This is a genomic window from Arthrobacter sp. BI5, assembly GCF_056680065.1.
The window spans coordinates 805,401-827,175 of the sequence record NZ_CM155264.1; the positions used below are offsets into that span (position 1 = coordinate 805,401).

General features: G+C 68.2%; 26 protein-coding genes. 19 read left to right on the forward strand and 7 right to left on the reverse strand.

From position 1 onward, the window contains the following. Positions 1-15: 15 nt before the first annotated feature. A complete protein-coding gene (locus tag AC1MED_RS03790) occupies positions 16-768 on the reverse strand; it encodes a FadR/GntR family transcriptional regulator (RefSeq protein ID WP_346960047.1) in 753 nt (250 codons plus the stop codon). A gap of 70 nt (positions 769-838) precedes the next feature. Then, on the reverse strand, positions 839-2,584 hold the full coding sequence (locus tag AC1MED_RS03795; RefSeq protein WP_479785500.1) for an L-lactate permease: 1,746 nt from the start codon (positions 2,582-2,584) through the stop codon (positions 839-841). 189 nt (positions 2,585-2,773) lie between these two features. Here AC1MED_RS03795 and AC1MED_RS03800 point away from each other — a divergent pair, with 189 nt between their 5' ends. From AC1MED_RS03800 to AC1MED_RS03815, 4 genes are all read left to right on the forward strand, one after another. After that, positions 2,774-3,577 (forward strand): (Fe-S)-binding protein, encoded by an 804-nt coding sequence (locus AC1MED_RS03800; RefSeq protein WP_479785502.1) that lies wholly within the window; start codon positions 2,774-2,776, stop codon positions 3,575-3,577. After that, positions 3,574-5,142 carry a LutB/LldF family L-lactate oxidation iron-sulfur protein gene (locus AC1MED_RS03805; RefSeq protein WP_479785503.1) on the forward strand — a complete coding sequence of 523 codons (1,569 nt, stop codon included), beginning with the start codon at positions 3,574-3,576 and terminating at the stop codon, positions 5,140-5,142. Before AC1MED_RS03800 ends, AC1MED_RS03805 begins: the two co-directional genes overlap by 4 nt. Next, positions 5,139-5,774: a LutC/YkgG family protein gene (locus tag AC1MED_RS03810; protein WP_479785504.1), complete on the forward strand. Its 636-nt coding sequence runs from the start codon at positions 5,139-5,141 to the stop codon at positions 5,772-5,774. The genes AC1MED_RS03805 and AC1MED_RS03810 overlap by 4 nt, the downstream gene beginning before the upstream one ends. Before the next feature lie 68 nt (positions 5,775-5,842). Next, positions 5,843-6,355, forward strand: coding sequence for a GyrI-like domain-containing protein (locus AC1MED_RS03815; protein WP_479785506.1), 513 nt, complete (start codon positions 5,843-5,845; stop codon positions 6,353-6,355). A 36-nt stretch (positions 6,356-6,391) separates the two neighbouring features. On the opposite strand, the gene AC1MED_RS03820 is transcribed toward AC1MED_RS03815, so the two are convergent. Continuing rightward, positions 6,392-6,739: a hypothetical protein gene (locus AC1MED_RS03820; protein WP_479785507.1), complete on the reverse strand. Its 348-nt coding sequence runs from the start codon at positions 6,737-6,739 to the stop codon at positions 6,392-6,394. A gap of 141 nt (positions 6,740-6,880) precedes the next feature. Between AC1MED_RS03820 and AC1MED_RS03825 the strand changes: the two genes are divergently transcribed. Together AC1MED_RS03825 and AC1MED_RS03830 are read left to right on the forward strand one after the other, a co-directional pair. Next, positions 6,881-7,183 carry a DUF4193 domain-containing protein gene (locus tag AC1MED_RS03825; RefSeq protein ID WP_056741192.1) on the forward strand — a complete coding sequence of 101 codons (303 nt, stop codon included), beginning with the start codon at positions 6,881-6,883 and terminating at the stop codon, positions 7,181-7,183. A gap of 216 nt (positions 7,184-7,399) precedes the next feature. Continuing rightward, a complete protein-coding gene (locus tag AC1MED_RS03830; protein ID WP_479785508.1) occupies positions 7,400-7,960 on the forward strand; it encodes an AMIN-like domain-containing (lipo)protein in 561 nt (186 codons plus the stop codon). Positions 7,961-8,018: 58 nt separating this feature from the next. Here AC1MED_RS03830 and fliW read toward each other — a convergent pair whose 3' ends face one another. Genes fliW through AC1MED_RS03850 form a run of 4 tightly spaced genes read right to left on the reverse strand, consistent with a single transcriptional unit; the run spans position 8,019 to position 11,203 of the window. Further along, entirely contained in the window at positions 8,019-8,408 is a 390-nt protein-coding gene (gene fliW, locus AC1MED_RS03835; protein ID WP_346960055.1) for a flagellar assembly protein FliW, read from the reverse strand. Beyond that, entirely contained in the window at positions 8,405-9,292 is an 888-nt protein-coding gene (gene flgL / locus AC1MED_RS03840) for a flagellar hook-associated protein FlgL (protein ID WP_479785509.1), read from the reverse strand. The genes fliW and flgL overlap by 4 nt, the downstream gene beginning before the upstream one ends. Positions 9,293-9,294: 2 nt before the next feature. Continuing rightward, positions 9,295-10,707, reverse strand: a complete 1,413-nt coding sequence (flgK, locus tag AC1MED_RS03845; protein WP_479785511.1) for a flagellar hook-associated protein FlgK — start codon at positions 10,705-10,707, stop codon at positions 9,295-9,297. Between the two features lie 10 nt (positions 10,708-10,717). Beyond that, positions 10,718-11,203, reverse strand: coding sequence for a flagellar protein FlgN (locus tag AC1MED_RS03850; protein WP_479785513.1), 486 nt, complete (start codon positions 11,201-11,203; stop codon positions 10,718-10,720). A 296-nt stretch (positions 11,204-11,499) separates the two neighbouring features. On the opposite strand from AC1MED_RS03850, the gene AC1MED_RS03855 reads away from it, so the two are divergent. The 13 genes from AC1MED_RS03855 (at position 11,500) to AC1MED_RS03915 (ending at position 21,729) form a co-directional block, all read left to right on the forward strand. Next, positions 11,500-12,354 carry a flagellin N-terminal helical domain-containing protein gene (locus AC1MED_RS03855; protein WP_479785514.1) on the forward strand — a complete coding sequence of 285 codons (855 nt, stop codon included), beginning with the start codon at positions 11,500-11,502 and terminating at the stop codon, positions 12,352-12,354. A gap of 188 nt (positions 12,355-12,542) precedes the next feature. Beyond that, entirely contained in the window at positions 12,543-13,871 is a 1,329-nt protein-coding gene (fliD, locus tag AC1MED_RS03860; RefSeq protein ID WP_479785515.1) for a flagellar filament capping protein FliD, read from the forward strand. After that, positions 13,871-14,401 (forward strand): flagellar export chaperone FliS, encoded by a 531-nt coding sequence (gene fliS / locus AC1MED_RS03865; protein ID WP_479785517.1) that lies wholly within the window; start codon positions 13,871-13,873, stop codon positions 14,399-14,401. The genes fliD and fliS overlap by 1 nt, the downstream gene beginning before the upstream one ends. Next, the gene (locus AC1MED_RS03870) at positions 14,394-14,780 is read left to right on the forward strand and encodes a hypothetical protein (RefSeq protein ID WP_479785518.1); all 387 of its coding nucleotides are present in this window, start codon (positions 14,394-14,396) and stop codon (positions 14,778-14,780) included. Before fliS ends, AC1MED_RS03870 begins: the two co-directional genes overlap by 8 nt. Before the next feature lie 157 nt (positions 14,781-14,937). Next, positions 14,938-15,279: a flagellar basal body rod protein FlgB gene (locus AC1MED_RS03875; RefSeq protein WP_346960063.1), complete on the forward strand. Its 342-nt coding sequence runs from the start codon at positions 14,938-14,940 to the stop codon at positions 15,277-15,279. Continuing rightward, positions 15,279-15,671: a flagellar basal body rod protein FlgC gene (locus AC1MED_RS03880; RefSeq protein WP_346960064.1), complete on the forward strand. Its 393-nt coding sequence runs from the start codon at positions 15,279-15,281 to the stop codon at positions 15,669-15,671. Before AC1MED_RS03875 ends, AC1MED_RS03880 begins: the two co-directional genes overlap by 1 nt. Continuing rightward, positions 15,671-15,976 carry a flagellar hook-basal body complex protein FliE gene (gene fliE, locus AC1MED_RS03885; RefSeq protein WP_479785521.1) on the forward strand — a complete coding sequence of 102 codons (306 nt, stop codon included), beginning with the start codon at positions 15,671-15,673 and terminating at the stop codon, positions 15,974-15,976. The genes AC1MED_RS03880 and fliE overlap by 1 nt, the downstream gene beginning before the upstream one ends. After that, positions 15,976-17,586, forward strand: coding sequence for a flagellar basal-body MS-ring/collar protein FliF (gene fliF / locus AC1MED_RS03890; RefSeq protein ID WP_346960066.1), 1,611 nt, complete (start codon positions 15,976-15,978; stop codon positions 17,584-17,586). Before fliE ends, fliF begins: the two co-directional genes overlap by 1 nt. Continuing rightward, positions 17,583-18,599 (forward strand): flagellar motor switch protein FliG, encoded by a 1,017-nt coding sequence (gene fliG, locus AC1MED_RS03895; protein WP_346960067.1) that lies wholly within the window; start codon positions 17,583-17,585, stop codon positions 18,597-18,599. Before fliF ends, fliG begins: the two co-directional genes overlap by 4 nt. Further along, positions 18,589-19,263, forward strand: a complete 675-nt coding sequence (locus AC1MED_RS03900) for a FliH/SctL family protein (protein WP_479785522.1) — start codon at positions 18,589-18,591, stop codon at positions 19,261-19,263. The genes fliG and AC1MED_RS03900 overlap by 11 nt, the downstream gene beginning before the upstream one ends. Beyond that, on the forward strand, positions 19,260-20,588 hold the full coding sequence (locus AC1MED_RS03905) for a FliI/YscN family ATPase (protein ID WP_479785524.1): 1,329 nt from the start codon (positions 19,260-19,262) through the stop codon (positions 20,586-20,588). Before AC1MED_RS03900 ends, AC1MED_RS03905 begins: the two co-directional genes overlap by 4 nt. Continuing rightward, the gene (locus AC1MED_RS03910; protein ID WP_479785526.1) at positions 20,585-21,019 is read left to right on the forward strand and encodes a flagellar FliJ family protein; all 435 of its coding nucleotides are present in this window, start codon (positions 20,585-20,587) and stop codon (positions 21,017-21,019) included. Before AC1MED_RS03905 ends, AC1MED_RS03910 begins: the two co-directional genes overlap by 4 nt. Then, positions 21,016-21,729, forward strand: coding sequence for a C40 family peptidase (locus AC1MED_RS03915; RefSeq protein WP_479785527.1), 714 nt, complete (start codon positions 21,016-21,018; stop codon positions 21,727-21,729). The genes AC1MED_RS03910 and AC1MED_RS03915 overlap by 4 nt, the downstream gene beginning before the upstream one ends. The last annotated feature ends 46 nt before the right edge of the window (positions 21,730-21,775 follow it).

The window sequence follows — 21,775 nt, forward strand, 5'->3', positions numbered from 1 at the left end:
TTTTCGGGGAGTGTGTTACGGGGCGGGAGGGGCTTGCGGCGGGGTGGCTTCCTGCGCCCGGATGTAGAACCACTCGATGTGTTCGCGCAGCAGGCGGGCCGCAAGCTCGCCGTCGCGGGCCCGCACGGCATCAAAGATGCCGTGGTGCTGGCTTCGCAGCTCGCACAGGACATCCGGCCAGGACTCCATCGCGTCCATGGCGCCCTTGACGTAGCCGACGATGGAGCCGCTGAGCGACTCCATCATGGTGGCGACGACGGCGTTCCCGGCGAGCGAGCTCAGCGCGACATGGAAGCGCGCATCGAGTTCGTGGAAGGTGGCCCGGTCGAGTCCGGGGTTGTCCATGGCGTCCAGCAGAGCGGCGGCCTGCTTCAGCTCTTCCTCCGTGCCGCCGCGGGCAGCCCCGGCCTGGGCCGACCAGGTCTCGAGCAGGATGCGGGTCTGCACGATGTCCTCGACGGGCAGGCGGTTGCTGGCCACATGCAGGCGCAGGGCGGAGGACAGGCCCGCGGACGGATCCGAGATGACGATGGCCCCGGAAGTGGGGCCAGAGCCGACGGAGCTGCGCAGCACACCCATCGCGTCCAGGATCCGGATGGCTTCGCGGACCGAGGCCCGGGAGATCCCGTAGCTTTCCGCCAGGGTCCGTTCGCCCGGGAGGCGGTCGCCGAGTTTGATCTTGCCGGAGCGCAGGTCGGCCTCGATGTCCTGCAGGAGCGCGTCATAGGTACGACGGCGGGGGGCTGCTCCTGCTTCGGCGGTTGTCACGGGCTTTTCCTTCCGGGCGGGAGTGCGGGCCGCGGCGCGGCCCGCACTCGTGATGGCGTGGAGCTGGCGGCTACGGCAGCATCCAGCCCAGGACGGGAGTGGACTGCAGGAAGGCGAGGGTGCACAGGACCAGCAGCAGAGCCACGCTCCACCCGACCACCTTACGCAGGATCACCGACTCCTGGCCGTCAAGGTTGACCGCGCTCGCCGCAATGGCGAGGTTCTGCGGACTGATCAGCTTGCCCACCACACCGCCGGAGGTGTTGGCAGCGACCAGCAGGTTCGGATCGATGCCGGCTTTCAGGCCCGCGGTCTGCTGCAGCTTGGCGAACAGCGCGTTGGCCGAGGTGTCCGAGCCGGTCACGGCGGTGCCCAGCCAGCCGAGTACGGGCGACAGGAAGGCGAAGAAGCTGCCGGTGCCGGCCAGCCAGGTGCCGATCGAGACCGTCTGGCCGGAGTTGTTCATGACATACGCCAAGGCGAGCACCGTGATGATGGTCAGTCCTGCCCAGCGCATCTTGAAGATGGTGCGTCCAATCTCCTGGACCGCGTCGCCGACCGAGAGGCGGAAGCGGCCGCCGTCGTCGTACTTGGAGTACACCAGCGCCACCAGCAGCCCGGTGATCAACAGCAGCGTGCCCGGGCTGGACAGCCACTGGAACGAGTACACGGTGGAGGAGACGGGCTTGCCCTCGGCGTTGACCAGGGCGTCGTGCAGGATCGGCCAGGGGATCTTGACGTCCGTCGAGGCGAGGAACGCGGGCAGGTCGATGCCGAGCTTCCACAGCTTGGCGATGCCGAACACCACAATCACGAGGAAGTACGGAAAGAGGGCCAGCCAGGTGCGCATCGGGGTGAGGCCGCCGTCCGTGGCCCTTTCGGCGGTGACAACGCCGGCCGTGCCGGCATCCTGTGAGCCCCCGCTCCGGGCGGCGCCGCCGCCGGCAACAACGTCAGCGGCAACGCCAAGGCGCTCGCGGGCGGCAGCGCTGCCCTTCGGCTTCCACATCCGGAAGAACACGACGGCGGCGCCGAGGCCGACCAGCGAGGCCAGGATGTCGGTGAGTTCGTAGGAGAAGTAGTTGGAGCACAGGAACTGGGCGACGGCGAAGGAGCCGCCGACCACCAGCGCGGCGGGCCAGCAGTCCTTCAGACCGCGGCGGCCGTCGATGATGTAAAGCAGGATCAGCGGCACGAAGGTGGCCAGCAGGGGAGCCTGGCGGCCCACGATGGAGGCGATGTCCGTCGCGTGCAGGCCGGTCAGTCCGGCGGCAGTGGTGATCGGGATGGCCATCGCGCCGAACGCGACCGGCGCGGTGTTGGCCACCAGCACGGCGGCGGCTGCGCGCAGCGGCGGCAGTCCCAGGGCCAGCAGCATGGTGGCGGTGATGGCGACCGGGGCGCCGAAGCCGGCGAGGGCCTCGAGCAGGCCGCCGAAGCAGAAGGCCACCAGGACGGCCTGCAGGCGCACGTCGCCGCCGCCGATCACGTCGAAGACGCGGCGCAGGTCCTCGAACCGGCCGCTGAGGACGGTCACCTGGTACAGCCAGACGGCCATGACGACGATCCAGAGCACCGGGAAGGCGCCGAAGACCCCGCCCTGGGTTGCCGAAAGGATCGCCAGGCCGGCCGGCATGTGGAAGGCGGCGATGCCGATCACGAGGGCGACCAGCAGGGCGAAGGCGCCGGCCACGTGGGCCTTGGTCTTCACGACGGCCAGCAGGATGAAGAAAGTGAGCAGCGGCAGCAGGCCAACGATGGCCGACCAGGCCACGCTGTTCAGCACCGGGTCGGTGGTGGGGGTGAAGTGGTCCACGGAAGTTCCTCTGCGTTGAGAGACGACGAAAGCTTTGGTCAGACCACTGTGGTCGGACCATGAGAGTGTAGCGCAGATCTCAATTGCCGTGTGAGCGGGTTCACGTCGCGGCCCGCGCTGGAAGTGGCAGGCATCACGTGCTTTACTATGGTCAGACCACATACCTCCGGCGTTCCTCGAAAGGCTGTTATGAGAATCGCTTTGTTCGCCACCTGCATCGTGGATGCGATGTATCCGCGCACCGCGCAGGCCACCGTGAGCATCCTGGAGCGGCTGGGGCACGAGGTCGTGTTCCCGTCCGGCCAGGCCTGCTGCGGGCAGATGCACGTCAACAGCGGCTACCTCAAGGAAGCCGTCCCGGTCGTCGCCAACCATGTGCGCGCCTTCGACACCGAGGACTACGACGTCGCCGTCGCGCCGTCCGGGTCCTGCGTCGCCTCGGTCAAGCACCAGCACCCGATGGTGGCCCGCTCCTGCGGCGACACTTCGCTGGAGGCCCGGGCCGCCGCCGTCGGCGCCAGGACCTACGAGCTCTCCGAGCTGCTGGTGGACGTGCTGGGCGTGACCGACGCCGGCGCTCAGCTGGGCTCCTACTTCCCGCACCGGGTCACTTACCACCCCAGCTGCCACGGGATGCGCCTGCTCCGCCTCGGCGACCGCCAGGCCCGGCTGCTGCGCAGTGTCCAGGGAATCGAGCTGGCCGAACTGCCGGAAGCGGACCAGTGCTGCGGCTTCGGCGGCACCTTCTCGATGAAAAACGCCGACGTCTCCTCGGCCATGCTCGAGGACAAGACGGCCAACGTCCGCTCCACCGGCGCCGCGCTGTGCACGGGCGGGGACGCCTCCTGCCTGATGCACATCGGCGGAGGCCTGTCCCGCCAGGGCAGCGACGTCACCACCCTGCACCTGGCCGAAATCCTCGCCAGCACCGCGGAAGCGCCCGCGTCCGTCACCGGCGAGGTACGCGTCGCCACCGGAAAGGCAACACGATGAGCACCTTCCTGGGCATGCCCTCCCTTCCCGTCTTCGGCACCGGCAACCTGCACGCCGCCGAATCGTTCCCGACGGCGGCGCACCGGGAGCTGGGCAACGCCCAGCTGCGCGCCAACCTGGGCCACGCCACCCACACCATCCGCGACAAGCGCCTCCAGGTGGTCTCCGAACTGCCCGACTGGGAACAGCTGCGCGACGCCGGGTCCGCCATCAAGGAATCCGTGATGGCCAGGCTGCCCGAACTCCTCGAGCAGTTCGAACAGAACTTCACCGCCCGCGGCGGAGTCATCCACTGGGCGCGCGACGCCGACGAGGCCAATGAAATCGTCGCGGGACTGATCCGGGACACCGGCGAAACCGAAGTGGTCAAGGTCAAATCCATGGCCACCCAGGAAATCGGGCTCAACGAATACCTCGACGAGCAGGGGATCACGGCGTTTGAAACGGACCTGGCCGAGCTGATCGTGCAGCTGGACCACGACAAGCCCAGCCACATCCTGGTCCCCGCCATCCACAAGAACCGCACCGAAATCCGCGACATCTTCCTGCGCGAGATGCCCGGCGCGGACCCCGCCCTGACCGACAACCCCGCGGTGCTGGCCATGGCAGCCCGCGCACACCTGCGCCGCAAATTCCTGACGGCCAAGGTGGCAGTGTCCGGGGCCAACTTCGCGCTCGCCGATTCCGGCACCCTGGCCGTCGTCGAATCCGAAGGCAACGGCCGGATGTGCCTGACCCTGCCGGAGACCCTGATCACCGTGATGGGCGTGGAAAAACTGCTGCCGGGCTGGCAGGACCTCGAGGTGTTCATGCAGCTGCTCCCGCGCTCCTCCACCGGGGAACGGATGAACCCCTACACCTCGCTGTGGACCGGCGTCACCGAGGGCGACGGGCCGCAAAACGTGCACCTGGTGCTGCTCGACAACGGACGCAGCGCCGCGCTCGCGGACGAGATGGGCCGCTCCGCGCTGCACTGCATCCGCTGCAGCGCCTGCATGAACGTCTGCCCGGTATACGAGCGGACCGGCGGCCACGCCTACGGCTCCACCTACCCCGGCCCGATCGGCGCCATCCTTTCGCCGCTGCTGACCGGCATCGAATCGGAGGAAAACAGCTCCCTGCCGTACGCCTCCTCACTGTGCGGGGCCTGCTATGACGCCTGCCCGGTGAAAATCAACATCCCGGACATCCTGGTGCACCTGCGCAGCGTCGACGTGGACAGCAAGCGTGGAAAGAAGAAGCTGCCCAGCCAGATGGACGTCGGCATGAAGGCCGCGTCCTGGGCGTTGTCCTCCGGGAAACGGCTCGGGCTGGTCGAAAAGGGCCTTCCGCTGGGCCGCCTGGCGGCCGGCCCGGATCAAAAGATCACCAAGCTGCCCGGCATCGCTGCCGGGTGGACCCAAAGCCGCGACATCCCGGCGCCCCCGCAGCAATCATTCCGCGACTGGTGGGCCAAGGAACACCACGGCCCGGAAACCGGCGGCACCCCAGCGCCGGCCCCAGCCCACGGCAATGCCCACCCCAATGCCCAAGTCACTGCCCAGGACAAGGAAGACGGAGCATGAGCGCACGCGAAGATATCCTCGGCCGGATCCGCTCCGCACTCCGGGACGCACCCCAAGCGCCGCAGATTCCGCGGGAATACCGCACATCATCCGGGCTGGACCAGGACGCGCTGATCCACCTGCTGGTGGACCGCCTGGTCGACTACAAGGCCCGGGTCTGCGTGCTGGACGCGGCCGAGGTGCCCGAACGGATCGCAGAACTGCTCGCGGACGCCCGCAGCTACGTCGTCCCGGCAGGGCTCGACGCCGGCTGGACCGCCGGCCTCCACTCCGCCCCCGACGGCGACCGCCGCCGGGTGGATTCCGTGTCTGCGCCGCTGACCGTTGCCGAGCTGGACGGCGTCGACGCGGTTGTGACCGGCAGCGCCGTCGCCGTCGCCGAAACGGGGACGATCATTTTGGACGGCAGTCCCAACCAGGGCCGCCGCGCCATCAGCCTCGTCCCGGACCACCACATCTGCGTCGTGAACGCCGCGGATATCGCCGGCATCCTTCCGGAGGCGCTCCGGCGCATCGACGGCACCCGGCCGCTCACCATGATCAGCGGACCGAGCGCCACCAGCGACATCGAACTCGAACGCGTCGAAGGGGTCCACGGCCCGCGCAACCTCGACGTGATCATCGCCCGGTAGCCGCGCGGCTACGGTCCGCGGGGCGTTGGGCCCTTGACCGGCCAAATCCGTCGGCGGAGGCTTGCCCTATGAGTGAAACGAATCCCGAAACGACACCGGACATCAAGTCCACCGACCTCCAGGAACAGCCCACTGCAGTGCTGCGCGAGACTGTGCCCATGAATGCCTTGCGCGACTTCTTCGACCGCGCCTACCGGACCGTCATGGACGCCGTGCAGCAGCAAAACGTCCAGTTGGCGGGGCCCCCGTTCGCGCTGTACCGCGGCATGCCCACCGACGTCGTCGACGTCGAGGCAGGCTTCCCGCTGGCCGCGCCGTACCCGGGCGGGGGAGGCGGCGTGGGCGATCGCGGTTCGGAACCGAGCGTGACGGCGGGCGTGCTTCCAGCCGGCAGGGCACTGCAGGCCATGCACGTCGGCCCCTACGAGACCTTGCCTGAGACCTACAACGCCGTGATGGCGCGGATGCAGGCGGACGGTTTGACCCCGGGCGACGCCATGTGGGAGTACTACCTCAGCGACCCGGCCGTCGAACCGGACCCGTCGGCCTGGAAAACCCTCATCGTCTGGCCGGTGGCCTGAGTCCTGGCAGCGGCCGGCACCGGCCGGCCGCCAGCGCTACTCGGCGTCGATTTCTTCGAGGAGTTTCTTGGCCGCGGCGGCAATGTCGTCGTGGCCATGCTGCGCAGCCCGGCTCTCCAACGAAACAATGGCGCATCGGTGGACTTTCTTGAAGTCGCCGAAGGGGAATGTCACGCTGCCTTTGGTGCCATCGGAAGCATCCGGGTCGAGCCCCAGATGCCAGTGGGAGAACTCGGCGAACCCGTTCATTTCGATGAACTTGTTCTCCTGCTCGGCCGACGGCGCGTGCTCGCTCCAATCGTCCCGGGTGTCGCGTTGGACCTTCCCGTCCTTGATCAGTCGACGCGCCTGGGCGAGCGACTTCTTGTTGAGTTTCGTAGCCATCATTGCCTCCCTGGAGAACCTGGTTCATGACGCTGAATGTCGCTTTAAACACACTATGCGCCAACTACCAGCATGATGCCCTAAACTGCTTCACTGAGGTGCCTGAAATGGCGCTGTGCAGCAACGAAAGTGAACCCCGCTATGGCTACCGATTACGACGCCCCACGCAAGACAGAAGAAGAGTCTCCCGCTGAATCGCTGGAGGCCCTCCAGGCATCCCGCGGCGGCGGTGCCCAGACTGCTGTGATCGACGTCGACGAGAACGACACCGCCGAGGGCATCGACCTTCCCGGCGCCGACCTCTCCGGCGAAGAACTGACCGTCATTGTTGTTCCCGAGCAGTCAGATGAATTCACCTGCTCCTCCTGCTTCCTGGTCCGCCACCGGTCCCAGGTCGCCAAGGAAAAGAACGGCCTGAAGTACTGCCGCGACTGCGAAGGCTAAAACCCTCGCCCAGGACGGCCAGCCCGCATCCCCGGGCTCGTTTCAAGAATTTCACATCATTCCAAGCAAAGCGCCGGACGCCCGCAGGGCCCGGCGCTTTGCCGTACCCGCCGGGTGCCAGTTGGGGCTAACGACCCCTCGTCAACCCAGACGGGCGGTTCTACCCTTGAGATATCTGGACGAGGTGCAGGTCCGGATGATTGAGGGGCGGCCGGTATGTTCATAATCCTTCGGAAGAAACTCACCGTCTGGCTGGTGGCCGTGCTGATGGCGGCAGGGCTGGGCCTACTGACGTCGGGGCCGGCAGCGGCGGAACCCTATTGCGGCCTTGTCTGGGGCTCGCTGGCAAAGGCTGACCCCGCGATGAGCCAGGCCAAGGTGGTCAACGTCCGGACCGGGCAGCATTACTGCTTCGACCGGCTCGTCCTTGACCTCAACGGGCCGGCGGCCGGCTACTCGGTGCGCTACGTTCCCCAAGTGGTGCAGGACGGGTCCGGCCTGCCGATTGCGCTGCGGGGCCAGGCCTTCCTTCAGGTCACAGCCAACGCGCCGGCCTACGACGAGGGCGGCAAGGCCACCTACACCCCGGCGAAGAAGACCGAGGTGAGCAACGTGGGCGGGTACCAGACGTTCCGGCAGCTGGCGTGGGCGGGAAGCTTCGAGGGCTACACCAGCCTGGGGCTAGGTGTCCGGGCGCGGCTGCCGTTCCGGGTCTTCACGCTGGCCGGGCCGGACTCGGGCTCACGCCTGGTCATCGACGTCGCGCACTATTGGTGAACCGGACCCGGCAACCGTTCGCCGGTGAGCCGTCGGCAGCGCCCAACGGCGGTTCCGGCTAGGCCGCGCCAAGCTCCGCCCGCAGCGGGTACTCCTTGCCGTCCAGCACCAGCTGGGTGCAGCGGCGGGTGGCCGGGTTGAGCACGATCGGTGCCATCAGGTTCACCGTGGTGGCAGCGGGGGAGTGGTTGACCACCACGAGCACCTGCGGCGTCTCCCCGTCGCCGAGTTCCAGGGCGTCCAGCGCGGCGCCCGGCAGCGGCGGCGTGTAGCCCGGAACGAAGACGGCGGCGTCCGCCAGGAACAGCCGGACCGGGGCGGAACCGGATTCGAGGGCGAACAGGCCCGGGGCGCTGTCGATGTTGCGCAGGGCGAAGTCGTGCACGTTCTCGAGACCGGGCATCGGGGCTGTGAATGTCACCGGGGTGCTGTTGAGGACGGAGTTCATCGCAGGAAGTCCATCAGCGTGGGCTGCAGGACCCGCGCGGTGGCGGCCAGCGCCACCTGGTAGTTGGTTTCCTGAAGCTTCAGGTCCATGATCACGCTGCCAAGGTCAGCTTTTTCAATCCCGGTCCGCTGGGCGTCCAAGGAAGCCTCCAATTCGGTGTTGACGTTGCCGGCACGTTCCAGCTGTGCCTGCCGTGTTCCTATTTCAGCACGGCCGTTGACGATGTTCTTAAAGGCGGTGTCGACGTCGGCCACCCGGGCGGAAATGTCCGTACCGGTCCGCAGGTCCGCCGCGATCTTGCTCACGACGTCGAAGACCGAACCGGCGCCGCTGCCGAAGATCGCCTCGCCGTCGCCGTCGACCCGGACGGTTTGGGTGGCGCTGATCCGCCGCTCCACCGGGTTGATGCCGGCACCGTTGTAGGTAGGCGGGACGGTGATGCTGAAGGCGGTGGCGGCGTCGGAGCTGCCGGCGAAGATGTTCCGGCCTAGGTGCTTGGAGTTAGCAATCGAGACGATATCTTCGTTGAGGGATTCCAGCTCGGCGGCGATCGCGTCCTTGCCGGACTGGTTCAGTGAGCCGTTGCCGGCCATCACAGTGAGGTCCTTAACCCGGCGCATCACGTTGGTGGCCTGTTCCAGCGCGGAATCGGCCGCGGTGAGCCAGGCGTTGCCGTCGTCGATGTTCCGGCCGTACTGGGCATTGGCCGCCTGCAGCGCCCGGGTGGCCAGGGCCTGGGCCGTGGCGGCGGGATCGTCCGAGGGCCGCGAGATCTTGTTGAGCGAGGTGGCCTTGTCCTGCAGCTCCGCCAGTTTGGCTTGCTGCGTCTGCAGGGTCCGCTGTGCGGCCGCGTTCATGGTCAGGTTTGTTACCCGGTTCAGCATGGCTACCTTCCTACCAGTCCGGTGCGGTTGATCAGGACGTCCAGCGCCTCGTCGACGGCGGTCATCACGCGGGCGGCCGCCTGGTAGGCGTGCTGGTTGGTGAGAAGGTTGACGTTCTCTTCGTCCAGGCTCACCGAAGCCTGCGAGGCGCGGCTGGTCACCGCGGACGCCTGGGCAGCGGACGTGAGGGCTTCGCGCTGCTGCGCGCCGCGGGACTCGACGCCGATCCCGGTGACGATGCCGGACCAGAGCTTGTCCGGCGAGTTCGCGCCGGTGCCGAGCTGCGAAATCCGGTCTGCGACGCTGGTGTCCAGCGCGCCCTTGTTCGGGGCCTTGAGCGCGATGTTGTCGGTGCTGGCGGGGGCCTTGATGCCGAGGGCGGCCGGCCCGGTTACGCTGACGGTGAAGAAGTCGACGCCGGTGGCGCCGGTTCCTGTTTCACCAATGCGGTGCACGGTGTTGACGGTCTGGGCAAGGGAGTTGGCGAGCTTGTTGTAGGACTCAGCTGCCTCGGCAATGGCGCCGCCGCTTCCGCCCGCGGAGGGAGCCAGCACGGAGAGAGCGCCGGCGATTTCACCGCCGTCGGAGGACGCCACCCCCGCCGGGTTCTTCCAGAGCAGCTGGACGGTCGACCCGAGCGCATCCCCGGACTGACTGCCGGAGAGCTCCAGCCCCCGGACCGAGGTGCCCATCACCAGCGCGTTGCCGCCGATGTGCACGTCTACGGTGCCGTCGGCCTGTTCGCGGACGGTGCCGCCTGCCAGCCGCGAGATGGTCTCGGTGAGCTTGGCGCGGGCGTCGATCAGTTCGTTGGCGGATCCGCCGGCGGCCAGGGTGGAGCGGATGGTGGCGTTGTAGGCGGCCACCTGGCCAGCGGCGGCGTTGACGGTGTCAACCGCGTCGGCGGCCTGGGCGCGGACGCTGCTCCATTGCCCCTGAAGCGCCTGGTAGGCGGAGGAAATCTTCTCGGTGAGCGAGGTGGCCGCGTTCAGCAGCAGGCCCTTGGGGCCGTCCTCACCCGCCTGGTTCGCGGCGCCCTGCCACGCGGACCAGAACGACTGGAGGGAGGCGGAGATGCCGTTGTCCCCGGGTTCCTGCAAAATGCCCTCGATGCCCTGCAAGGCGGAGGAGCGGACCCCGGCGTAGCCTGCCTGTGCGCTCGCGGTGCGGACGCCGGCGTCCAGGACGCTGCTGCCGAGCCGTGCGATGGCGTCCACCGAGACGCCTTGGCCGGTCTGGGCGACCCCGTTGCTGAACATCCCCGGGGCAGGTGCCGCGATCGCGGACTGCTGCACCCGCTGCCGGGTGTAGCCCTCGGTGGCGGCGTTGGCGATGTTCTGCCCGGCCACATTCATGCCCTGCTGGGCGGCAGACAGTCCACGGTAGGCGGTGTTCAGGGCGCCAAAGGTGCTCATGGTCGCTTCCTTAGAATTGCTTGTCGAAGATGCGGGAGCCGGCGGAGTCCCCGGTCTTGCCATGCGCGTCGTAGATACCGGCGGTGGCCGGACGGAGGTCGGCGAGGGATTCCTGGGTTGAGCGGACCGCGGTGCGCAAGTACTGCTCGTTCGCGTCGCGCAGCTCCTTGATCAAGGCGGTCTGGCGGGTCAATGCAGCGAGGTGGGCGTTAAGGACTTCGGCCCAGGCGCCTTCCGGGGCGGCCGCGGCAAGTTCGCCCAGGGTGGCGTCGGTGGGCAGGCCCCACATCTCGGCAACAACGGCGGCCTCGATGGTGCGGGCCAGGCTCGCCTGGGACAGGTGCCCCAGGACCTGCTCCACTTCGCGGGTGCCGTGCGGCAGCCAGCGCGACTTGCCGGCGGTGAGCAAGAGCTGTTCTTCCTCCAGCTTGAAAGTCAGAACGTCCAGAAGTTCACGCTCCCGCCACAGCAGGGCAGAAAGTTCGTGGATGGCCATGGTCCGGACGGCTCCCTTATGAGTGCGAATGGTGCGGGCGACTGATGCGGTGGCTGCAGAGGCATGATTTCCATCGTGCGGACGATGCAGCCTGAAGCAGGGTTCGTACAAACTATCGGCAGGATTTCCGCACCCGTTAGCAGGAATAAGGCTGATAACTCACGGATTTCGGCGACCGGTAAATTCCGAAAAGAATTTTGGATTTCTGCTTACCTGCGCCACCCAAATGGCGATAGCTACTCCTGAAGGCCCACGGATGGGCCATCGCTTACAGTCCCACTCACGGAGGAAACATCATGGGCTTCGTTATTAACAACAACCTTGCGGCGAACAACTCGTACCGCAACCTCAACTCCACCCAGACCGACCTCTCCAAGTCCTTGGAGAAGCTGTCCACCGGCCTGCGCATCAACCGCGCCGGCGATGACGCAGCAGGTCTGTCCATCTCCGAAGGCCTGAAGGCTCAGGTCACCGGTTCGGCCCAGGCCGCCCGCAACGCGCAGGACGGCATCTCGGTCATCCAGACCGCTGAAGGCGCCCTGACTGAGGTCCACTCCATCCTGCAGCGCGTGCGTGATCTCGCTGTCCAGGCCGGTAATGACTCCAACAACGATGCCGCTCGCGCTGCAATCGGCAAGGAAGTTACCGCTCTCGGCGACGAGCTGGAGCGGATGAGCGCGGCAACGAACTTCAACGGTATCTCGCTGCTGTCCGGCGCCACTTCAGGCAACGGCACGGGTGCAATGGTGTTCCAGGTCGGTGCAGGCTCGGACCAGACCAGTAACCAGATCACCGTTTCGACCAGCTCCGCTGGTATGGACGTTTCCGCGATTGCCACGGCTGTCAAGGGCCTGGACTTCACAGACGCTTCGACCTCGGCTACCGCCATTGGCACCGTCGACACGAACATCGCCGCGGTTTCCGCTTCCCGGGCTGATCTGGGCGCTTCCCAGAACCGCCTTGAGCACACCATCAAGTCGCTGAACGTTGCCGGTGAGAACCTGCAGGCCGCTCAGTCCCGCATCGCCGACGTCGACATGGCTCAGGAAATGGTCAAGTTCACCAAGGCCAACATCCTGTCCCAGGCCGGCACCGCAATGCTGGCCCAGGCAAACCAGTCCAGCCAGGGCGTTCTCTCGCTCCTGCGCTAGGCCGGATCCGGCAGTCCGGTAGTCCAGAAGCGCGGCTGCCACACTGATCGGACGAAGAGATACCCCCGATCATCAAACTGCGGAAGGGCCGGACGATGGCAAAACCATCGTCCGGCCCTTACGTGCAACACACAGACTTCAGAAACAGCACCACCAACGAACGTTCTTGATAGCTAGGAGAGGCAGCGATGGGAATCTCACTCGACGGACTGGCCAGCGGGCTCGACACCACCGCGCTCATCAGCTCCCTGATGCAGTCCGAGGCCCTGCCGCAGACCCTGCTCAAGAACAAGTCCTACGACCTGCAGTCCATGGTCTCCGCCCTGCAGGGACTGAACAGCAAGGTGGCCGCGCTCGCCACGCAGGCCACGGCTGCCGCTAAACCCGGCGCCCTGGACCTCACCACCGCCACCACGACCAGCGACAAGGTCTCCGCTTCCACCACCGCGGCAGCCAAAGCAGGATCGATCGACTTCCAGGTGACCAAGCTGGCCCAAACCCAGGTCACTGTGACGCCCAAGGTCAACGCGGTCACCGGCTGGCCCTACACCACCATGACCATCAATAGCGGGGGCAAGGACTACACGATCGCGCCGGCGTCCAGCAGCCTGGACGACGTCGTCACCGCGGTCAACGCCGCCGGCGCCGGCGTCACCGCCAGCAAGGTCGATGTCGGCGGCGGAGACTTCCGGATCCAGTTCACCGCCACGAAGTCCGGCGCGGCCGGCGCGTTCACCATCACCGACCCAGGCACCACGTTCACCGACGTCAAGGCCGCGCAGGACGCAGAAATTTCACTCTGGCCGGGCACCACCGCGGCCCAGACCGTAACGTCCTCCACGAACACCTTCACCAATCTGCTGCCCGGCGTCTCGATCACCGCCAAGGACGTCACCACAACGCCGGTCACCCTGACCGTGTCCCGCGACGACGCCGGCATCACGAAGCTCGCCTCCGACCTGGTGGACGGCGTCAACGGCATCTTCTCGATGGTGGCCAGCAAGACCGCGGTCAGCACCACCACGAACACCAGCGGTACCAACGTCTCCGCCGGAATCTTCGCGGGGGACAGCACGGTGCGCTCCGTGAACCAGAGCATCCTCTCGGCCGCGTCGCTGCCGGTGGGCACGCCGCCGCGGTCGCCTTCGGAAATCGGCATCAGCATCACCAAGACCGGCACCATGGAGTTCGACGCCACAAAGTTCGGCGCCGCGCTCGCCGCCGATCCGGCTGGCACCGCCGCCAAGGTGCAGGAACTTGCCGGCCGGATCGCGACCGCGGCCACCAACGCCTCGGACAAGTACACCGGCACCCTCACCACCAAGATCACCGGGCAGCAGTCCGAAGTCCGGGACCTGGCTGACCGGATCAGCGACTGGGACCTCCGGCTCGCCTCCCGTAAAGCCACCCTGCAGAGCACCTACTCCGGCTTGGAGGTGGCGCTGAGCAACATGAAGGCGCAGCAATCCTGGCTCACCTCGCAACTCGCAGGCCTTTCCGGCGGGAGCGCCCAGTAATGACCAGCAACCCCTTCGGCTACGGCAGTGGCTTCGGCGGCGCCGCCCAGCGCAACCAGTACCTCGCGGACTCGGTGCTTTCCGCACCACCGGCGCGGCTGCTGACCATGCTCTACGACCGCCTCCTGCTGGACCTCGGCCGCGCCGAAACCGCGCAGCAGGCCGCCAACTGGCCGATCGCCTCGGAGAACCTGTTGCACGGCCAGGCCATCATCGCCGAGCTGATTTCCTCGCTCAAGACGGACGCCTGGGACGGGGCCGACGGGCTGCTGGGGCTCTACAACTACGCGTTCACGGCCCTCGTCAATGCCAACATCCAGCGGGACGCGGCGCTGACCCGCGAGGCGATCGAACTGCTGGAACCTCTGCGCCAGGCCTGGCATGAGGCCGCGGCAGCCATCCCGGCGGCCCAGCCGGCCGGTCAGCAGGCTGCCGCGGCAGCACCGGCGTCGGTAGCGTCTGCTTTCGCAACAGCCGGGGCCTGGAGCACGCAGCCGGGCGCCGGCGGCGGGAGCCTTGGCTTTGGCTGAGCCAGCCCATTGGGGGAACCAAACAGCCGAGCCATTCGAGGGGGATCCCGCCCTCGCCGCGTGGTCCCTGGTGCTGGACGTGCTGGAGATGGCTGTCGTGGCCGCGGAGAAGACACTCAGGGACCCGTTGGGTCCCCTCTCCGCGCGGGACCAGCCAGTGGCCGCGTTGCCGGTGGAACGCTGGTCCCCGCCCTCCCTGAATGCCCCCTTGCCTCCCGAAGCACGACGGCGGGCCATGGCGCTCTCCGCGGCGCAGGAGCGGGTGGCCCGGCGGCTGGAAGCCGCCAAACATGACGTCGTCCGTCAACTTCAGGCCGTGAGCTCGGTGCCCGGCGTCGGCGACCCGTCCGGTGCGATTTACCTCGACGTCAAGGGCTGACGCAGCCGGCGGCGGGGCGCCGGAAAGAACCCGAATAAACGTTTCACATTTTTGGCTAACGCGGCGCTGAACTGTGCCGATAACCACAGTAAGAGCACGGATCGCTCGTTTACCGGCCACGGATCGGCCACCCCCACAATTTCCCAGGCAGGACTCTGTGCTCGAATCCGTGACTTCCGCAGCCCTGGCCAGCGCCATGGACGGGCTGGCCCTGCGCCAACGCGCCATCGCGAACAACATCGCGAACGTCAACACCCCGAACTACCACGCCAAGCGCGTCAGCTTTGAGGCTGCCCTGGCCGCGTCGGTGCAGTCCGGTGACGGCCACGCCGAGGCCACGACCGCGACTTCGCTCGAGCCCACCCAGCTCAACGGCAACAACGTCAACCTGGACACGGAAACCCTCTCCAATATCGACACGGTGCTGCGCTTCCAGTTCGCCGCCCGCGCCGTCGGTGGGGAATTCAATGCCGTGCGCGCCGCGATGAGGACCAACTGATGACTTTCGATGCAATCGGGATCGCCGGATCCGCCCTGACCGTGCACCGCAAGTGGCTCGACGCCGTCTCGGACAACCTGGCCAACATGAACAACGCCTCCGCCACGTCGGGCCCGGCGTTCCGCGCCAAGTACGTCGAAGCGGCCGAAGGCGCCGAGGGAACCGGCGTGTACGTCAAGGCGACGCAGCTCGGCGACGGCGCGGGCCGCGTTGTCTACCAGCCGGACCACCCCCTCGCCGACGCCAACGGCAACGTGAAGTACCCGGACATCGACATGGCCGAACAGATGGGCGCCCTGATCATCGCCCAGCGCGGCTACCAGGCGAACGCCCAGGTCGTGGACCGTGCCCGCGAGACCTATCTCGCCGCCCTTGAGATTGGAAGATCCTGATGCCTGTTTCCCCTATCGCCCCGGTCCAAGGCGTCCTCCCCACGGACTACCTCTCCGGCGCCAGCTCGGTGCCGGCAACCGACGGCTCCGGGTTCGCCTCTTCCCTCACCGGCGCCGTGGACAACCTCCAGCAGCTGCAGTCGACGTCGAAGCAGCTCGCCGTCTCCGCCGTGACCGGCAACCTGGACGACATCCACAACGCCACCATCGCGGCGAGCCGGGCGCACATCACGCTCGAACTCGTCGCCACCGTCCGGAACAAAGGCGTTGACGCGTTCAACGAGATCATGAGGATGCAGGCCTGATGCCTCCGCAGATTACCGTCTTCTTCCAGCGCTTCGGCGCCGGGCTCAAAGGCTTCACCACCGGCCAGCGCACGCTCGCCGCGATCGGCGCCGCCCTTCTGGTGGTGGGCATTGTGGCGCTCTCCGCCTGGCTCACCCGCCCCACCCTGGCACCTCTGTTCTCCGGCCTCAAGGACACCGACGCGAACGGCATCGTGGAGCAGCTCCGCAAGGACAATGTGCCCTACGAACTGAGCGACGGCGGTTCCACTATCCTTGTGCCGCAGGACAAGGTCTACGACGAGCGGCTCAAGGCCGCCGCCGCCGGCCTCCCGACCGCGGCGGCCACCGGCTACTCGCTGCTGGACAAAATGGGCGTCACGTCCTCCGAATTCCAGCAGTCCGTCACCTACAAGCGGGCGCTCGAAGGCGAACTGGCCAGCACTATCTCCGCCATGGACGGCGTGAAGACCGCCGCCGTCCGGCTGGCGATCCCGGAAAAGACCGTCTTCGTCTCCAAGACCCCGGACACCACCGCGTCCGTTTTCGTTGAGACCGCCCCCGGCGTCACGCTCTCCGGCGACAAGGTCCAGGCCATCGTGCACCTCACCTCCGCTGCGATCGAGAACCTCAAGCCTGCCAACGTCTCGGTGGTCGACTCGCAGGGCAACGTGCTCTCCACGGTGGGCGGCGGGGCCGCAGGGTCCTCGTCGAAGCAGGCCTCCGACTACCAGCAGCGCACCGGCGACGCCGTCCGCGCCGTCCTTGACCGCGTGGTCGGCCCCGGAAACTCCACCGTGGCGGTGGCCGCGGACATCACCGGCGAGTCAGCCCAGCAGAAGAGCGAGACGTTCTCCAACACGCCCGGCGCGCTGCCGCTGAGCGAATCCTCCAAAACGGAAAAGTACAGCGGCGCCGGGGGAGGCGCCGCCGGCGTCCTCGGCCCGGACAACATCGCCGTGCCCGGCGACACCAGCGGCAACGGCAACTTCGACTCCACTACCGCCACCAAGAACAATGCCGTCAACAAGGTCACCGAAGACCGCGTGATCCCGCCGGGTGCCGTCAAGCGACAGACCATCTCGGTGGCCGTCAGCCAGACCGCCGCCGGCGGGCTGAACCTCGGCTCACTGACCGCGCTGGTCACCTCCGCCGCCGGCGTGGACAAGGCCCGCGGCGACGTCGTCACGGTGGAAATCATCCCGTTCAGCACGGCTGCCGCGGACCAGGCCAACGCCTCCCTCGAAGCGGCCAAGGCCGAGCTTGAGGCGCAGAAGCAGCAGGCCTTCTTCAGCACCCTGGTCACCGCCGGCAGCATCCTGCTGGGGCTGCTGATCCTGGCGCTGGTCATCACCGTGATCCTGCGCCGCCGGCAGAAGCGCGAACCCGTGGACCTGGGCGAACGGCTGGACATGCTGCCCGCGATCCCCGCGGTCACGGCCTTCGACCCGGCCCCCGCGACGTCGGCCATCCCGCTGACGGCCCTGCCGCTGCAGCCGCTGCCGGCGCCGCCGATGGAAGTCCTCGAAGCCGAACGCCGCATGCAGGAGATCGACAACATGGTCGCCGCCAACCCGGAAAAGGCCGCCGACTACCTCCGCGGCCTGATGGATGACAGGCAGCCGGTATGAAACTCGCCGACTCGACCCTCACCGGGACCCAGCGCGCCGCCGTCGTCCTGATGCAGATGAGCCCGCCCAATGCGGCCAAGGTGATGGCACAGTTCACCGACGCCGAGGCGGAAGATATCGCCGCCGAGATCGTCCGGCTCCGCAAGGTCGACCCCGAGGTCGCCGAACAGATCATGAAAGACTTCCACGAGGCCGCCCTGAGCAGCCCGCGGCAGGCCCGCGGCGGCCGCGAGCTCGCCGAGGGCCTGCTTGAGGCCTCCTTCGGCTCGGAGAAGGCCGCCGGCCTGATCAACCGGCTGACCGTCAACATGGCCGGCAAGTCGTTCGAATTCCTCGAAGACATCGAACCGGTGCAGATCCTCGCGCTGATCGACGGCGAACTGCCGCAGACCATCGCGCTGGTCCTGGCCCACCTGAGCCCGCGCAAAGCCTCCGCCGTGATGTCCGGGCTGCCCGGCACGCTCCGGGCCGACGTCGCGCTCAGCATCGCCACGATGGGGTCCGGCGCGCCGGAAGCCATCGGCATCGTCGCGGACACGCTGAAACTGCGCGGCGGCGCGGCCGTGTCGCAGCAGGCCTCCAAGGTGGTGGGCGGCATCGCGCCGCTGCTGGAAATCATTAACCGCACCGACGCCGGCACCGAACGCTCCGTCCTGGACGGCCTGGACCTGCTGGACCCGGACCTGGCCGTGGAAATCCGCGCCCAGATGGTCACGTTCGACGACATCGTCAAGCTGGAACGCCGCGACGTGCAGCTGGTGCTCCGCGGCTTGGACGCCTCGGTGCTCGCCGTGGCCATGAAGGGCGCCTCGGAACCGGTCCTGGAGACCATCACCACCAACGTCTCCGGACGCAACCTGGAAATCCTCGAATCGGAAATCGCGGCGCTGGGACCGCTGCGCGCCTCGCAGATCGAGGAGGCGCGGGCCGCCGTCGTCCGCTCCATCCGTGAACTCGAAGCCGAAGGCCAGATCACCATCCAGCGCGGGGACGAAGAAGACTATGTTTACTGACGGGGCCCGCACCGGCGGGGCCGCCGCCGAGAGCGCCCCGGCCCGGATCGTCTTCCCCTCGCTGCGCTCCAGCGGACCGGCCAACGAACAGGCCGGCTACACCGAGGGCCACGCCGCCGGCTACGCCGCGGGAGTCCGCGCCGCCGCCAAGGAACAGCGCCGCTGGCGCGACCGGATGGCCGCCGAGCAGGCCGCGTCGCTGGCCGCCGGCCAACAGGACCTGGACCGCGCCGTCCGCGCGCTCGCGGTGGCCCGCGCCGACTTCGCGCACCGCAACGTCCAGGCCCTGCACGACGCCGAGGAAGTCCTGGCCCGCACCGCGCTGGAGCTTGCCGAGGCCATCCTTGGCTATGAACTGGCCGAGGGGACCCGGACCGCCCGCGCCGCCCTCAACCGCGCCCTGTCCGGAAACGACGCCGCCACCGTGCTGGCCATCCGGCTGCACCCCGCCGACATTGAGGTCCTCGCCAAGGAAGGCCAGGACCTGCCGGCCGGGCTCCCGCTGCTCGCCGACGCGTCGCTGCAGCGCGGCGACGCGAAGGTGGAATACCAGCAGGGCTGGCTGGACGCCAGCTTGGGCAGCGCCCTGGCCCGGGCCAAGGCGGCCCTGCTGGGGGACCAGCAGTTGCCCGCCGCTGACAGCTCCTCCGGCGGCCAGGCATGATCGCCCAGTGGCGCCCCAAGGGCGACGACTTCGCCGCAGCGCTCGCCGCGGCCGCGCCGCAGCGGGTCGGCACCGTCACCTCCGTGATGGGACTGGGCCTTGAAGTCTCCGGCCTGGACTGCGCCCTCGGCGACCTGGTCACCGTGGGGGATAACCCCGGGCTCGACGCCGAGGTGGTGGCCGCGCTCGACGGCGCCGTGCGGTGCATGCCGCTGGGACGCCTTGCCGGCGTTGCCGCCGGTGACCCGGTCAGGGCGAAGGGCGGGACCGTGCTGGTGCCCACCGGCGCGGGCCTCTTCGGCCGCGTCATCGACGGCCTCGGCCGCCCGATTGACGGCAAGGGCCCGCTGCTCAGCGGCCCGCGTGTGCCGATCGACAACGAAGCGCCGAACGCCATGAAACGCGCCCGGATCAACACCGCGCTGCAGACCGGCGTCCGGGTGCTGGACACCATGACCACCCTGGGGAAGGGACAGCGGATGGGCCTCTTCGCCGGCTCCGGCGTCGGCAAATCCTCCCTGCTGTCGATGATCGCCCGTGGAACCGACGCCGAGGTATCCGTGATCGCCCTCGTGGGGGAGCGTGGCCGTGAGGTCCGCGAATTCCTAGAGGATGACCTCGGCCCGGCCGGGCTGGCCCGCTCCGTCGTCGTCGTCGCCACCTCCGACGAACCGGCGCTGATGCGCATGCGCGCCGCGTTCACCGCCACCCGGATTGCCGAGTCCTTCCGCGACCAGGGCCAGGACGTGGTCCTGATGATGGATTCCCTGACCCGGGTGGCGATGGCCCAGCGCGAGATCGGCCTGTCCGCCGGCGAACCGCCCGCCACCCGCGGCTACCCGCCGTCGACCTTTTCCATCCTGGCCCGGCTGCTGGAACGCGCCGGCACCGCCGAGACCGGCTCCGTGACCGGCATTTACACGGTGCTGGTGGACGGCGACGACCACAACGAACCGATCGCCGATGCCGCCCGCTCCATCCTGGACGGCCATGTGGTGCTGGACCGCAAGCTCGCCGTGACGGGACACTTCCCCTCGGTTGACGTGCTGGGTTCGGTCTCGCGCGTCGCCTCCAAGGTCAACGCCCGTCCCCACCTGGACGCGGCCTCCGCGCTGCGCCGCGTCCTAGCGGCCCGCAAGTCCGCCCAGGACCTGATCGACGTCGGCGCCTACCAGGCCGGGACCAACCCGCTGGTGGACGCTGCCCTGGCGCATGAGGAGTCCGTCAGCGGGTTCCTGCAGCAGCCAATGGACGAGTCCACACCCCACCCCGAGTCCTGGCGCCAGCTGGGCCATCTCACTTCGATTCTGGGAGCCGCGGCATGAACCGCCAATTCTCGCTCGCGGGGCTGCTGCGCCTCCGCCAGATCCAGCAGGACCAGGCGGCCTCCGGGCTGGCCCGCGCCCGGTCCCGGTCCAGTTCCGTCCGCGCCCGGGAAGCCTCGGCCCGCCGGCAACTGTCCGCCACCGACGAGGGCATCGATAGCTCTGCATCGCTGCGCGCCGTCGCCGCGTCCCGCTCCGCCTCGCACAGCATGCTCGCGGACCTGCAGAACCTCGCCCGCATCGCCGAGACCGACGAGGCCGCCGCGCGCGAGGAATTCATCGCCGCCCGGACCCGCTCCGTGGGCCTGGAAAAGCTGCAGGCCCGCCACCACGCCGAGGTCAGCACCGCGGAGCTGCGCGCCGAACAGTCCACCCTGGACGAGATTTCCTCGACCATCTGGCACCGGGACGAGCAGCGGGTGCGCTCATGAGCCTGACCGAAGCGCTGGGCCGCATGCAGGGCATCCAGTCGATGATCGGTGAACTGACCCGCCCCGCGCAGGCCGAAAGCACGGCGGCGCTGAAGTCCGCCGCGGCGGCGTCCCTCGCCACCGGGACGGGCACCGGCGACGCCGGCTCCTTCACCGACGCGCTCACCGCGGCCCTCGGCGGCAGCGCCGCAACCGCCGGCACGGACACCACCGGGCTGTCCGGCGGCCTGGGCCTCGGTGGACTGGGGCTGGGCGGCGGCGCGGGACTCGGGGCATTGACCGGGCTCACCGCGCCGGCCCCGGTGGCGGCCCCGGCGCCGGTTGCGGCCGGGACCGCGACCGGCACGGACGTGGTGGCTATGGCCAAGAAGTACATCGGCGTGCCCTACGTCTGGGGCGGCACCAACCCGGCCACCGGGATGGACTGCTCCGGCTTCACCCAGCGGGTCTTCAAGGACCTCGGCGTCGAAATTCCGCGCGTCGTCAGCGACCAGATGAAGCAGGGCACCCCGGTGGCGTCCCTCGCCGAAGCCAAACCCGGCGACCTGCTGGTGAGTTTCGGCGGGAACCACATCTCCATCTACCTGGGCAACGGCAAAGCCATCGACGCGCCGGTGCCGGGCAAGACCATCCAGATCCGCGACGCCTGGGAACAGCAGTCCAACCTGACCTCGATCCGCCGGATTGTCCCGGCCGGAGGTGCCTCGTGAAGGGCGCCGCTTCGATGGACCTGGCGTCTGCGCTTGCCGCGGCGCC